The sequence below is a fragment of the Pseudoxanthomonas sp. 97-1-1 genome (genome assembly GCF_057773125.1).
The window spans coordinates 62209-76831 of record NZ_JBYMTJ010000004.1; the positions used below are offsets into that span (position 1 = coordinate 62209).

Genomic DNA, 14623 nt, shown 5'->3' on the forward strand with positions numbered 1-14623 from the left:
CAGCGTATCTGTCCCGGGACAATGACCACACCAAAATCAGACCTTTGCCGTATTGCAATGCAGCAAGCAAAAGTGAGCTTATGATCCGCTTCCGGGGGGAACGCGACGATCAGGGTCGGCATGCGCAACGCAGTGCCCAGCAGTGTCGTGCCAGATGAGGTCGCCGGTGCCGCGCACTGGCGCAGCAGCCTGCGCACGCGCATCGCATTGTGGGCCGGCCTGGTCAACGTGGTGCTGCTGTTGCTGCTGGTGCTGGCGACGGCGTGGTTCGCGCGCCGGCTGATCCTGGACGACGCGCGCCGCGACACGCACGCCACCGCGCAGGAAGCGGCGCAACGACTGGACAACGCGCTGCACGTGGTGACGATCACCACCCACGGCATCTCGGACCTGGTGGGCAACGCCCAGCTGTCGCCGGACGAACTGACCACCACCCTGCGCGCGATGGTGAACGCCACGCCCGGCTGCGTGGGCGGCCTGCTGATCCTGGAGCCCCGCACTCGCAACGACGTACCGTTCGCACGCTACGTGGCCGGCAATGGCGGCGACCGCGACTTCGTCGCCGACGGCTATCGCTTTCGCGACCAGGGCTGGTACCAGCGTACCGTGGCATCGCCCGGCGGCTGGTGGTCCGAGCCCTACCTCAACCAGACCGCGGGCGGCGTGTGGATGGTCACCTACAACATGCCGCTGCGCGAACCCGGACGCGGCGCGCGCACCCGCGGCATGGTCAGCCTGGACCTGCCGCTGGCCAACCTGACCGACCTGGTGGATGCGCTGGCGCACCTGCCGGGATGGCGGGTGACGCTGGTGGCACCGGCCGGCACGCTGGCGCTGAATCCGGAGGTGGGCGTTGAGCGGTTGGAGACCCTGGACGACTACATCCTGCGCGCCGGTCGCGCCGACCTGCGCGAAGCCGCGCAGGCGGTGCGCGTTCGGCAGCCGCTGCAGTACGCGCACGTGGATGCCGTCAGCGGCGAGCGGCGCTACACCGTGGTGGAGCCGGTCGGCAGCAGCGGCTGGACCCTGCTGGTCGCGCAGTCCTACGAGCTGATCATGGCCCGCCTGACCGAGGCGCTGTGGATGCTGGCGGCGGTGGGCGCGCTGCTCGCGCTGCTGTGCATGCTGGTGGTGCGCAAGCTGGCGCGCCACATCAGCCAGCCGGTGGAAGGGCTTTCGTCGTCGGCGGCGCGGCTGGCGCAGGGCGACTACAGCATGCCGGTGCCCTTCGTGCGCAGGCGGGACGAAGTCGGCCAGATGGCACGCACGCTGGAACACGCGCGCGGCTCGATCCAGCTGCAGCTTCGCGAGATCGAGGACATGACTGCGGCCCGGCAGAAGCTGGAGAGCGAGCTGTCGATCGCGCGCGAGATCCAGCAGGCCATGCTGCCGCCGGGCCGCGTGATCGACCGCGAACACGCACACCTCGAGGCCTACGCGCGACTGGAGCCGGCCAAGGCCGTGGGCGGCGACTTCTACTGCTTCATCGAAACCGACGCCGATGGCCTGTGGTTCGCCATCGGCGACGTGTCCGACAAGGGCGTGCCGGCGGCGCTGTTCATGGCCCGCACCGTGACCGTGCTGGAAGTGGCCGCCAGCACGCATGCTTCGCCGGAACGCGTGCTCGCCGAGGCGTCGCGCCGGCTGGTGCAGGGCAACGATGCATGCATGTTCGCCACCGTGCTGTGCGGGCGCGTGGACGTGCGCAGCGGCGCCTGCGTGCTCGCCAGCGCGGGCCACGACGCGCCCCTGCTGCTGCATGCGGATGGACGCCACGAGGAACTGCCGCTGCAGCCGGGGCCGCCGCTGGGCTTCGAAGTGGGCGACACCTTCCCGCTCTGGTCAGGGCAGTTGCCGGCGGGCGCCACCCTGCTGGCGTGGACCGACGGCATCACCGAAGCCTTCGACGACGGGAACCAGGCCTTCGGTGCGGAACGCATCCCCGGTGCGCTGCTGCCGGGCGCGACCGCGCGCGACCAGTGCGAAGGGCTGATCGCGCAGGTTCACGCATTTACGGGCGCCGCCCCGCAATCGGACGACATCACCGTGCTGGCCATCCGTCGCCGGCTGGACAGCACCACCGCTTCGGCCGAAGCTCCGCCATCACAGGAGACCCCGCATGCAGATGCGATTGTTCATCCCACGTGAGCACGCCCGCGTGGACGACCTCAACGCGTCGCTGGAGGCCGTGCTGGCCAACAACGGCGTCAGCCGCGCGATCCAGTGCGACGTGCGCCTGATCGTGGAGGAACTGGCCAGCAATGCCATCGAGCATGGCGACCCGACCCGCGTGGGAGCCGAGGAGCACGAACTGTGCGTGGACATCGGCATCCGCGAGCACCTGCTGACGCTCGAGTTCCGCGAGAGCGGCGCCGCGTTCAATCCGCTCGACCAGCCGCCCCCGGATCTCGATGCCGACATCCTCGACCGGCCCACCGGCGGTCTCGGCCTGCACCTGGTGCGCCAGGTGGCGGAAGAAGCCGCCTACCAGCGGATCGGCAACTACAACGTGCTGCGCCTGACCCTGCGCATCCCAACCGAGGAGAGCGACGCATGAGCCTCAGCATCGACATCCACCCGACAGGCAAGGGCAGCCAGCGCGTCACCCTCGCTGGCCGGCTGGACACGCACACCTACGAAGACCTGGACGAAGCCCTCGCACCGCTGATGACCCGACAGCTGCATTCGCTGGTGCTGGACCTGTCCGGGCTGGAGTACATCAGCAGCGCCGGCATCCGTTCCATCTTCAAGGCCCGCAAGGCGCTCGCCCCGCACGGCGGCAAGGTGCTGCTGGTCAATCCGCAGCCGCAGATCCAGAAGGTGCTGGACATGGTCAAGGCCGTGCCGTTGAACGAGATCTTCTCGTCCACCGCCGAAGCCGATGCCTACCTGGACGTGATGCAGCGCAAAGTGCTGCGTGCCGGCGAAGAGGACGACGATTGAGCGAGCACGCGCCCGGGCCATACGCCCGTCGCGCGATTGATTTACGATCCAGCGTCCCTCCCCTCCCTCCCGGGCTCCCCCACCCGGCATATCCGGATTACCGAGATGCCCGATGACGCTGGAGATTGAGATCTACCCGCCGGTCAACGGCAACCAGTACGTGCTGCTCAGCGGCCGCCTGGACACCGCCAGCCACGCACAGCTCGACGAACAGCTGGCGCCGATGCTGGCTGCACGCCCGCAGGCACTGGTGCTGGACCTGGCCCACCTGGACTACATCAGCAGCGCCGGCGTGCGCAGCATCCTGAAGGCGCGCAAGGCCCTGGCCCCGCATGAAGGCCGTCTGCTGGTGGTGCACCCGCAGGAACAGATCCGCAAGGTCATCGAGATCGTGCAGGCCGTGCCGATGGACGAGATCTTCGAGTCCACCGCCGATGCCGATGCCTACCTGGATGCGCTGCAGCGGCGGATCCTGGATGGCGAGGAAGAAAGTTGACGTTTATGTAGGAGCGACGTGAGTCGCGACCGCATGCCACCAAACACCCTGGGCACGTGATTCATGCGGTCGCGACTCACCGGTGCCGGGCATGCCAGCACCACTCCTGCAGGGATCCCCAACAGAAAACGCCCCGCATGCGGGGCGTTTTCTTTTCCGGGCACCGCAGGCCGATCAGCCCGGCCCGTTGCGCTCGGCTTCGCGCTGCTGGCGGATCTGCGCGTCCACGGCGGCGATGGCGGTCATGTTGATGACGCGGCGCGGCGTGGCGCTGGTGGTCAGGATGTGCACCGGCTTGGAGATGCCCATCAGGATCGGGCCGATGGCCACGCCGTCGGTCACCACGCGCACCATGTTGTAGGTGATGTTGGCCGCGTCCAGGTTGGGCAGCACGAACAGGTTGGCGCGTCCGGTCAGCGTGCTGCCCGGCATGATGCGGTTGCGCAGCACTTCGTCCCAGGCGGTGTCGCCCTGCATCTCGCCGTCCACGTTGAGATCGGGCTTGCGCTTGAGCAGCAGCTCGCGCACGTGCCGCATCTTCACTGCGCTGGCGGTCTCGTGGCTGCCGAAGTTGGCGTGCGACAGCAGGGCGATGCGCGGCTCGATGCCGAACAGCTTCAGCCGGTACGCCGCCTGCAGCGTGGCCTCGGCGATCTGCTCGGCGGTCGGGTTGTCCTGCACGTGCGTATCCAGGAAGAAGTACGCGCCCTGGTTGTTGATCACGCCGGTCATCGCCGAGGTCGACTGCACGCCCGGGTCCAGCGGGATCACGCTGCGCACGTAGCCTAGCTTCTTGTGGAAGCGGCCGACGATGCCGCTGACCAGCGCATCGGCCTCGCCACGCGCCACCATCACCGCGGCGATCAGGGTCGGGCGCGAGCGCATCAGGTTCTTCGCCGCCGCCGGCGTCACGCCGCGGCGCGCGGTCAGCGCGTGGTAATGCTGCCAGTAGTCGTTGAAGCGCGGATCGTCGTCCTGGTTGGTCAGCTCGAAATCCACGCCCGCGCGCATGCGCAGGCCCAGGCGCTCGATGCGCGCGTCGATCACGTCCGGACGGCCGATCAGGATCGGGAACGCCAGACCTTCGTCGATCACCGTCTGCACGGCGCGCAGCACGGTCTCTTCCTCACCTTCGGCATAGACCACGCGCTTCTTGTCGGCGCGTGCGCGGTCGTAGACCGGCTTCATCATCAGGCTGGTGCGGTAGACGAACTGGCCCAGCTTCTCGCGATACGCCCACATGTCCGGGATCGGGCGCAGCGCCACGCCGGAATCCATCGCGGCCTGCGCCACCGCCGCAGCCACTTCCACCAGCAGGCGCGGGTCGAACGGACGCGGGATCAGGTACTCGGGGCCGAAGCACGGCACGTCGTCGCCGTACGCGCTGCCCAGGTCGGAGGCTTCGCGCCGCGCCAGGTTGGCGATGGCGTGCACGCAGGCGACCTTCATCGCTTCGTTGATCACCGTCGCGCCGACATCCAGCGCGCCGCGGAAGATGTACGGGAAGCAGAGCGCGTTGTTGACCTGGTTCGGGTAGTCGCTGCGGCCGGTGCCGATGATCACGTCCGGGCGCACGGCCCTGGCATCGGCCGGCGAGATCTCGGGATTCGGATTGGCCAGCGCGAGGATGACCGGCTTGTCGGCCATCGTGGCGACCATGTCCGGCTTGAGGATGCCGCCGGCCGACAGGCCCAGGAAGATGTCCGCGCCGTCGACGATCTCGGCCAGCGTGCGCTTGTCGGTCGGGCGCGCATAACGCGCCTTGTCCGGGTCCAGGTTGGGACGGCCGGTGTAGATGACGCCGTCGCGGTCGAAGGCCAGGATGTTCTCCGGCTTCAGGCCCAGCGCGACCAGCATGTCCAGGCAGGCGATGCCGGCGGCGCCTGCGCCGCTGGTGGCCAGCTTCACGTCGCCGATCTTCTTGCCGATCACTTCCAGCGCGTTGACCACCGCCGCGCCGACGATGATCGCGGTGCCGTGCTGGTCGTCATGGAACACCGGGATGCTCATCCGCTCGCGCAGCTTGCGCTCGACGATGAAGCATTCCGGCGCCTTGATGTCTTCCAGGTTGATGCCGCCGAACGTCGGCTCGAGCGAGGCGATGATGTCGACCAGCTTGTCCGGATCGGTCTCGTTGATCTCGATGTCGAACACGTCGATGCCGGCGAACTTCTGGAACAGCACGCCCTTGCCTTCCATCACCGGCTTGCCGGCCAGCGGACCGATGTTGCCGAGTCCGAGCACGGCGGTGCCGTTGGTGACCACGGCCACCAGGTTGCCGCGCGCGGTGAGCTCGCTGGCGGTGTTGGGATCCTCGACGATGGCCTCGCAGGCATAGGCCACGCCCGGCGAATACGCCAGCGCCAGGTCACGCTGGGTGAGCATCGGCTTGGTCGGTGCGACCTTGATCTTGCCGGGCGGAGACAGCCGGTGGTATTCCAGCGCGGCCTGCTTGAAATCGTCGTTCGTCATTGCGGAAACGGTGCCTGTGGTGAAGGCGGGGGAGCGGCAATTCTACCCCTTCCCCGTGATGGCCGGACCCGGCCGATTGCGGCGCTGCGTCACGCGGGGCGCGTGCAGGTGCGCCTCAGGGCGCGATGAAGCGGCAGCCGTCGCGCGCCTGCGACAGGCGGCCGCAGGTCTCGCGGAACGCATCGGCCGGTGGTCGCACGCCGCTGTCGAGCCAGCGTTCGAGCACCTGAAATGCGGTGGCATACGTCGCATCCTGCAGGCGACTGTGGTCGTGTTCGTCCGTGAGCGCCTGCAGGAGCAGATGGCCGCGACCGGCCGACTCCACGGTGGCCGCATAGGCGGCTTCTGCTTCGTAGGACACCGTGGGATCGTGGCGCGCGTGCACGGTGACGGTGGGCAGCACGATCAATCCGGAGAGGTCGGCGTCGTAGGCCAATGCGGCGACCGCGGCGGGATCGGCGGCGAAACGCTGGATGCCGGCATTCAGTGCCGTGTCGTCGTGCGAGCCGCGATAGACCGTCTTCGCGTTGTCGAACGGATTGCGCCCGCCGAGGCGCTTCTGCACCACGTCCTGGAAGTGGAACGTGCCCCACGCCAGGTGGGAGACGAGTTGCTTCGCGTCGACGCCGGTGACTGCGAGGATGTCGCGCAGCCGTGCCGCCTGGTCCGGCGAGCGCTTCGCAGGGACGAGATCGATACCGGTGCAGGCGTTGACGCGCGCGCGCAGATCGTCGCGGGTCATGCGCGCATCCGCAGGCAGCCCCTGCCACAGCGGATACTGTGCCTCGTCCTGTGCCGGATGGTTGCGGCAGTAGTACTGGTACACCGCGCGCAGGTCCGCGCGGAAGCCGTACCCGCGCGTGCCGCCGAACAGCATGCCGTTGGTGGCCAGCACGCCGTCGTAGTTGGCGCGACCGTCGATGTCGAGCGCGTACAGCTCGGCCGCCTTCGCCGCCACGTTGCCGCCCCACGACTGGCCATGCAGCAAGGTGCGCTCCGGGCGGCCCCAGCGCGCCCGGAACGCACGGCGGCTGACGTCCACGTCGGCCGCCGCCATGCGCACGCCATAGCCACCGCGACGGTAGGTGCTGCCGATCCACGCATAGCCGGCGCGCACCATCACCGCGAAGCGATCCAGGTCCTCGGCGGAATCCCCCGCTTCCGGTGCGCCGAGCCGCGGACCGCCGTGCGCATGCACGATCAGCCTGCGGTTCCAGGTACGCGGCATCGCCACGAGCAGCCAGGCCCCGTTCGCATCCTGCGCCTCATGGCAGTCGACCTGCGGGCCGACCGAGGCAGGACAGGCGACAGGCGCGAACGCTGCCTCCGCATCGGCCGCCGCTGCGCCACCTGACAGCGCGGTGGCGGCCAGCACGGCGAACGCGGCGGTGATCCAGTGACGGCTCAGGTGCATCGCAACGGCTTCCTCAGAACGATCGACTGATATTGACGTACCAGTAGCGACCCCACGGATTGTGCAGCGAACCCCGGTAGCCGCCGTCGGCCAGCGCCGGCCCCTCGTCGGTCAGGTCGCGCACGCCCAGGCGCACCGCCGTGCCATCGATGAACCGGTATTGGCCGTAGAGATTGTGCGTCAGCCGGTCTTCGACGACCCACGGATCGCCGGAGATGCCGAGCAGCTGCGGTTGTTCGAACGAGCTCATGTACTGCGCCGAGTAGCCCACGCGCCATGCCGCCTTGTTCCACGTCAGCGAACCGCTCGCACGCCACTCCGGCCGGCCGTTCTGCCCGATCAGCCGGGTGGAATCGGGCAGTGGCGTGAGCGGATCGATCGTGCCGGCCGCACGCGCCGCGTACAGGGCGTTGACGATGTCGCCGGGATCGCGGGTGAACTCCAGCAGGCGGGTCGCGTTGAGGTTGACCGAGAACGAGCCGAAGCGCGTGCGCCGCAATGACCAGTCCACGCCGAAGTCGAGTCCGCCCGCGGTCTGCGGCTGCAGGTTGATGAAGCGGTCGTTGATGGCGATGACCTGGCCGACCGGATCGATGCCGGTGCCGGCGAAGAAGTCGATGTCCTCCTGCGTGGGCGCGTCACGCACCACCAGCGGGTTGCTGCCGCCTTCCACGCGGTTGAGGTAGTCCACCGTCAGCGCCGTCTGCGCGCCGAGCAGGCCGACGATCTGTTCCTGCTTGATCTTCCAGCGGTCGACGGTGAAGGTGAAGCTGCCGAACCGCTCGGGAATGAACGTGGGCTGGAACACCACGCCGAACGAGGTGTTGGTGCTTTCCTCCGGTTCCAGGTCCGGGTTGCCGGCCACCAGCAGCGACGCACCGGCGGTGTTCTGCCCGCATGCACTGAACGAGGCGATGCGACCGGCACGCAGGTCGGCTTCGCAGCGGATGTGGTCCACGCCGCTGGCCAGGCGCGCGTACTGGGTGGCGTTGGTCTGCTCCAGATTGGGCGCACGGAAGCCCTCGGAATACGAGCCGCGCAGGCGCAGCCCTTCCACCAGGTCCCAGGCCAGCGCGACCTTGGGCTTGGCCACGGAGCCGAAGTCGGAGTAGTGCTCGTAGCGGCCGGCCAGCTGCATGTCCAGGCGGTGCACCAGCGGGATGCCCATGTCCTCGGACACCAGCGGCACGGCGAACTCGACATAGGCCGAACCCACATTGCGCGAGCCGCGCGTGTCGGGGTTCGGACTGACGGCTGCCACGTTGCTGGGGTTGGTCTCGCCGGTCACCATGTCGGTGAAGGTATGGGTGCCGTCGAGGTTGGCGTCGCGATCGTCCCGTTGCGTCTCGCGGCGCGCTTCCGCGCCGAAGGCCATGCCGACGCTGCCGGCGGGCAGCGAGAACAGGTCGCCACGGCTCATCTTGAAATCCGCCATCGTCAGCGTGGTGCGCGACTCGCGCACCAGGTCGAACACGATGCCGTCGATGGCCGCCTGCGAACTGGGCGAGCAGTCGCCATGGGTCGGCGTGGACACGCAGCCGCCGCTGAACGGGTTGTAGGCATCCGGCGTGGCGAGCGCCAACTGCTGCTGCAACAGCGTCATGTTGATGTTGGGCGAACGATCCTCGGCTTCGGCTTCGGAATACAGCAGCGCCGTTTCCCAGTTCCAGCCGTTCCACTCGCCACGCAGGCCGGCGAGGAAGCGCGCCTGGTAGTTCTCCACGCGCACGCGCTGGAAGCCGGTGTCGACGTAGCGGTAGTTGCTCATCTGCACCGGCAGGCCGGCGGCGGGCACGTTGGTCAGGCCCGGCAGGCGGTTCGGATTCGGCGAGCCATCGGGCAGCGTGGCAGCGCCGAAGGGATTCCAGTAGTTGGTCGCCGGGATCCACAGGCTGTTGAGGTTCACCACCGGCGGCTGCGTGGCTTCGCTGACCGCGTGGTAGAAGCCGACTTCGCCGAAGGCCTCGACGTTGTCGCCGATGTCGTAATGACCGGTCAGGAACAGGTTGATGCGCTCCACCGACGGCCGCACGCTGGTGCCGTAGCGCGTGTCGTAGCGCATCTCGCGGTTGGTGGTGTTGAAGTTGTGGTTGCCGCTGGACAGGCACAGGTCGTTGCCGAGGCTGACGCCGCAGCCGAAGTCCGACGGCTGGATGCGGAACGCGCCTGCGGTATTCGTCACCGCCGTCCCGTTGGAGCGGATCACCGCACGCGGGCCGACGCTCAGGCGCGCCCACGGGGTGTGCGAGGAGCGCCCATCGAGCACTGCCAGGCCGGCGAAATCCGGATAGTCCGCGAACAGCCCGCGCAGATCGTCGGTCTCGGTGAAGTCCTGGTCGGCCGCCATCAGTTCCGAGCGGTCGGTGTAGTTGAGGAACGCCGACACGTTGCCGCGGTCGTAGTTGTGGCCCGCGAACAGGTTGACCTCGAACTCGTGCATGCCGGTGCCTTCGGCACTGCCATAGCGCGTGCTAGCGCTGACGTCGTCGAAGTCGGTCTGCAGTACGGTGTTCACCACGCCCGCCACCGCATCGGCGCCGTAGATCGCGGCCGCGCCATCCAGCAGGATCTCCATGCGGTCCAGGCCCGAGACCGGGATCGCGTTGGAGTTGAAGCTCTGCACGGGCACCGTCCCGGTGTCGGAGGTGCCCTGGCTGGTCGGGTGCTGCACCAGCCGGCGGCCGTTGAGCAGCACCAGCGTGTTGCCGACACCGAGCGAGCGCAGGTTCACCGAATTCACGTCGCCGCGCGCCGCGTTGCTGGTCTGGGGATTGTTGGACGCATCGAACAGCACGTCGCCCATCTGCGGGATCGTGCGCATCAGTTCGTCGCCGGAGATCGCACCGGCGGCGTCGATCTGTTCCGCGCCGACCACCATCACCGGCAGCGCATCGGTGGTCGATGCGCCCTGGATGTGCGAACCCACCACGACCACCTTGTCCAGGTTGGTCGCATCGTCGCCCACTGCAGCCGCGGCGGCGGCCTGCGGCGCCGGATCGGCCGCCTGCGACGGCGCCTCCTGGGCTGCGGCCGCGTGGATCACGGCCAACAGGGCCAGGGTCAAACTGCTCCGCAACGGGGCGGAGCGTCGGTTGAAATCGTGCATCTTTCAGTCCCTCCTCTGAAGACGTGGTGTGGCCGGCGTCAGTCGGCCGTGAGTCGTGTCGGGTCGCCCGGGCCCGCGGCCGGATCCGGCGCGGCGGCAATCGGGGCGGATGGCCCGCCCAGCGCGCGCGCCAGTGCGTCGCGGTCGAGCGCGTTTTCCCAGCGCGCGACCACCAGCGTGGCGACGGCATTACCGGTGAAATTGGTCAGCGAGCGGCACTCGCTCATGAAGCGGTCGATGCCGAGGATCAGCGCCATGCCGGCGACCGGCACTTCCGGCACCACCGCCAGCGTGGCGGCCAGCGTGATGAAGCCGGCGCCGGTGACGCCCGCGGCGCCCTTCGAGCTCAGCATTGCCACCAGCAGCAGCATGATCTGGTGGCCGAGGCTCAGCTCGGTGTTCGTGGCCTGCGCGATGAACAGCGCCGCCAGCGTCATGTAGATGTTGGTGCCGTCCAGGTTGAACGAGTAGCCGGTAGGCACGACCAGGCCGACCACCGACTTCGACGCGCCGGCGCGCTCCATCTTCTCCATCAGCGACGGCAGTGCGGATTCGGACGAGGACGTACCCAGCACCAGCAGCAGTTCCGCCTTCAGGTAGCGGATCAGGCGGAAGATCGAGAACCCGCACCACCACGACACCAGGCCGAGGATGACGATCACGAACAGCAGCGAGGTCAGGTAGAACGAGCCGACCAGCCACGCCAGGTTGACCAGCATGCCCACGCCGTACTTGCCGATGGTGAAGGCGATGGCACCGAACGCACCGATCGGCGCGGCGCGCATCAGGATGTGCACCAGGCGGAATACCGGGGTGGTCAGCGCCTCCAGCAGGTTCAGCACCGGCCGACCCTTTTCGCCGACCAGCGCCAGCGACAGGCCGAACAGCACCGCGACGAACAGCACCTGCAGGATGTTGTCGCCCACCAGCGGGCTGACCAGCGTCTTCGGGATGATGTCCATCAGGAAGCCGACCAGCGACAGCTCGTGCGACTTCTGCACGTAGTCCTGCACGGCGGACTGGTCCAGGTCGGCCGGATTGATGTTCATGCCGGCGCCGGGCTGCACCACGTGCGCCACGATCATGCCGATCACCAGCGCCAGCGTGGAGAAGAACAGGAAGTACGCCATCGCCTTGGCGAACACACGGCCCACCGTGCGCAGCTGGGTCATGCCGGCGATGCCGGTGACGATGGTCAGGAAGATCACCGGCGCGATGATCATCTTCACCAGCTTGATGAAGGCATCGCCCAGCGGCTTCATCGACTCGGCGAACGCCGGCTCGAAGTGCCCCAGCAGTGCGCCCAGCACGATGGCCACGATCACCTGGAAGTACAGCTGCCTGTACAGCGGCTGGCGCGGCGGCGGCGTGTAGGGCGTATCGGCCAGGTGCATGGGTCAACTCCGAACGGATGGCGACGCCACCCGGATCGGTGGCCGGCATGTTGTACCCCCGCATCGCCGCCGCACCGATAACCTATTGGTACTAGCCCACACTCCGGCGGCGGCGGCACCCGTAGACTTGCCCCATGCTGCGCGCCCGCCGCCACCGCCGGATCCTGCTGGTACTGCTGTCGATCCTGGGCGGCGCGTTGCTGGTGATGGCACTGGCCTACCACTGGGCCGGCACGCGCGCGCAGCGGACGGAGACCGCGCAGCTCGACCGCCAGCTCGACCTGCACGCGCAGGCACTGCAGCAGCGCATCGACCGCTACCGCACGCTGCCGCAGGTGCTGGCGCAGGATCCGGATCTCCGCGATGCGCTCGCCGGGCCAGTGGACGATGCCCGCCGGAACGCGTTGAACCAGCGCCTGGAAGACGCCAACAGCGTCACCCGTTCGTCCACGCTCACGCTGATCGACCGTCGCGGCATCGCGGTGGCCGCGAGCAACTGGCGCGAGCCCACCAGCAACGTGGGCGAGGACTACAGCTTCCGGCCCTACGTGAAGCAGGCGCTGCGCACCGGGCGGGGCCAGTTCTATGGCATCGGACTGACCACGGGCGAGCCGGGCTACTTCCTGTCGCAGGCGATCAGCGGTCCGGACGGCAAGGTCGCCGGCCTGGTCGTGATCAAGATCGAACTGGACGCGCTGGAGCAGGAGTGGCTGCAGACGCCGGACATCGTGCTGGTCAGCGACGCGCACGGCGTGATCTTCCTCGCCAGCCGCGACGGATGGCGCTATCGCACGTTGAACGCGCTGAGCGATGCCGACCGTCGCGAACTGGCTGCCACCCGCCAGTATGCGCGGCAGAGGCTCACGCCCCTGCAATCGCAGGACCTGTCCACGACGGATGCCGGCGCACGGCGCGTGCAGTTCACCGACCCGGCGCTGGCCGGTGCGGTGCTGTGGCAATCGATGGCGCTGCCGGAGGAAGGCTGGCACCTGCACCTGCTGCACGATGCTTCGGCGATCACCGCCGCAGGCCGCACCGCCGCACTTGCGGCCGGCGGAGGCTGGCTGGCGCTGGCGTTCCTGGCGTTGTTCATGCAGCAGCGCCGACGCACCGCGTTGCTGCAGCAGCGCAGCCGCGACGAGCTGGAAGCCGTGCTGCAGCAGCATGCGCAGGAACTGCGCACCGCGCAGGACGGCATCGTCGAGGCCGCGCGCCAGGCCGATGCCGGCCTCAGCCGCAGCCTGGAGCACCTGCCACAGGGCGTGGTGATCATCGATGCCGACCTGCGGCTGGTCGCATGGAACTCCCGCTACATGGACCTGTTCCGCTTCCCGCCCGACCTGATCCATGTCGGCCGCCCGATCGAAGACGTGTTCCGCCACAACGCACGCCGCGGCCTGCTCGGGCCGGGACCGGTCGAAGAGGCGATCCAGCGCCGGCTGGACCATCTGCGCAGCGGCAAGCCGCACATGCGCGAGAGCGAGAAGGACGATGGCGTGGTGCTGGAGATCCGCGGCAACCCGTTGCCGGATGGCGGCTTCGTCACCAGCTACGCCGACATCACCAGCTACAAGAATGCCGCCCGCGAACTGCGCTCACTGGCCGATGCGCTGGAACGCCGCGTCGAGGAACGTACGCGCGCGCTCGCCGCTGCCACGCAGGCGGCGGAGAACGCCAACCGCTACAAGACCCGCTTCGTCGCCTCGGCGGTACACGACCTGCTGCAGCCGCTGAACGCCGCGCGCATGTTCGTGTCGGCACTGCGCGGGCGGCTGCACGACGACGAAGCCCGCCGCATCGCCGACCACGTGGACAATGCGCTGACCGCGCAGGACGCCATCCTCAACAGCCTGCTGGACATCGCCCGGCTGGAATCGGGCACGCTGCCGGCGCGCGTGCGCGATTTCCCCCTGGCGCCGCTGCTGGAAACGCTGGCGCGCGAGTTCGGCATGGTCGCCGGCGAACGCGGCCTGACGCTTGCGTGCATTCCGACCAGCAGCATCGTGCGCAGCGATGAAGCCCTGCTGCGCCGCATCCTGCAGAACTTCCTGTCCAACGCGATCCGCTACACGCCGCGCGGGCGCGTGCTGCTCGGTGTACGTCGGCGCGGCGGACAGGTGCGTATCGAAGTGCACGACCAGGGGCCCGGCATCCCGGAAAGCCTGCAGGCGGAGATCTTCGAAGAGTTCCGCCGCCTCAACGACGGGGTGGTGAACGATCGCGGCGCCGGCCTCGGGCTGGCCATCGTGGAACGTATCGGCCGCGTGCTCGGCCACCGCATCGGCCTGCGGTCGCAGCTGGGGCGGGGCAGCGTGTTCTGGGTGGAACTGCCGCGCGGCGTGGCCAACGCCACGACAGCGCAAGCGTTGCCAATGCTCGATGACATCGACGATGGCTCGCCGTTGCGCGGTCGCCGCGCATGGTGCGTGGACGACGACCCGCGTGTCTGCGAAGCCACGCGCGCGCTGCTGCTGCGCTGGGAGTGCGAAGTGGACCTTGCGTCCGGTCCCGACGACGCGATGGCAGCGGCCGTGCCGGACCAGGCACCCGATCTCCTGCTGCTCGACGTGCGACTGGGCGACACCGACGGGCCGACGCTGTACGCGCGCCTGTGCGAACGCTGGGGCAGCACGCCGCCGGTGATCCTGGTGACCGCCGAGCGCGACGAGGCACTGCGGGCGCTGGCGCTGGAGCGCGGTTGGGGCTTCCTCGCCAAGCCGGTGAAACCCGCGGCGCTACGCGCACTGATGACCCAACTCCACGTGCGCCGCGCGCGCTGAGGGACCCTCGCATGCCGT

Annotated in this window: 9 protein-coding genes; 5 read left to right on the forward strand and 4 right to left on the reverse strand. The window is 68.6% G+C overall.

Going from position 1 to position 14623, the window contains the following annotated elements; translation table 11 throughout:
* Positions 1–120 precede the first annotated feature (120 nt).
* The 4 genes from AC3DET_RS15570 (at position 121) to AC3DET_RS15585 (ending at position 3439) form a co-directional block, all read left to right on the forward strand.
* Entirely contained in the window at positions 121–2148 is a 2028-nt protein-coding gene (locus AC3DET_RS15570; protein ID WP_488392210.1) for a SpoIIE family protein phosphatase, read from the forward strand.
* On the forward strand, positions 2120–2557 hold the full coding sequence (locus tag AC3DET_RS15575; RefSeq protein ID WP_192199829.1) for an ATP-binding protein: 438 nt from the start codon (positions 2120–2122) through the stop codon (positions 2555–2557). The genes AC3DET_RS15570 and AC3DET_RS15575 overlap by 29 nt, the downstream gene beginning before the upstream one ends.
* A complete protein-coding gene (locus AC3DET_RS15580; protein ID WP_337732368.1) occupies positions 2554–2943 on the forward strand; it encodes an STAS domain-containing protein in 390 nt (129 codons plus the stop codon). Before AC3DET_RS15575 ends, AC3DET_RS15580 begins: the two co-directional genes overlap by 4 nt.
* Positions 2944–3055: 112 nt before the next feature.
* Positions 3056–3439: an STAS domain-containing protein gene (locus AC3DET_RS15585; RefSeq protein WP_488392211.1), complete on the forward strand. Its 384-nt coding sequence runs from the start codon at positions 3056–3058 to the stop codon at positions 3437–3439.
* 174 nt (positions 3440–3613) lie between these two features.
* On the opposite strand, the gene AC3DET_RS15590 is transcribed toward AC3DET_RS15585, so the two are convergent.
* From AC3DET_RS15590 to AC3DET_RS15605, 4 genes are all read right to left on the reverse strand, one after another.
* Positions 3614–5911, reverse strand: coding sequence for an NADP-dependent malic enzyme (locus tag AC3DET_RS15590; protein ID WP_337732370.1), 2298 nt, complete (start codon positions 5909–5911; stop codon positions 3614–3616).
* A 115-nt stretch (positions 5912–6026) separates the two neighbouring features.
* Positions 6027–7325 (reverse strand): alpha/beta hydrolase, encoded by a 1299-nt coding sequence (locus tag AC3DET_RS15595; RefSeq protein WP_488392212.1) that lies wholly within the window; start codon positions 7323–7325, stop codon positions 6027–6029.
* Positions 7326–7338: 13 nt separating this feature from the next.
* Entirely contained in the window at positions 7339–10389 is a 3051-nt protein-coding gene (locus AC3DET_RS15600; RefSeq protein WP_488392213.1) for a TonB-dependent receptor domain-containing protein, read from the reverse strand.
* 80 nt (positions 10390–10469) lie between these two features.
* Positions 10470–11825 (reverse strand): dicarboxylate/amino acid:cation symporter, encoded by a 1356-nt coding sequence (locus AC3DET_RS15605; RefSeq protein ID WP_488392214.1) that lies wholly within the window; start codon positions 11823–11825, stop codon positions 10470–10472.
* 137 nt (positions 11826–11962) lie between these two features.
* On the opposite strand from AC3DET_RS15605, the gene AC3DET_RS15610 reads away from it, so the two are divergent.
* Positions 11963–14605 carry a hybrid sensor histidine kinase/response regulator gene (locus AC3DET_RS15610; protein WP_488392497.1) on the forward strand — a complete coding sequence of 881 codons (2643 nt, stop codon included), beginning with the start codon at positions 11963–11965 and terminating at the stop codon, positions 14603–14605.
* Positions 14606–14623: the final 18 nt, after the last annotated feature.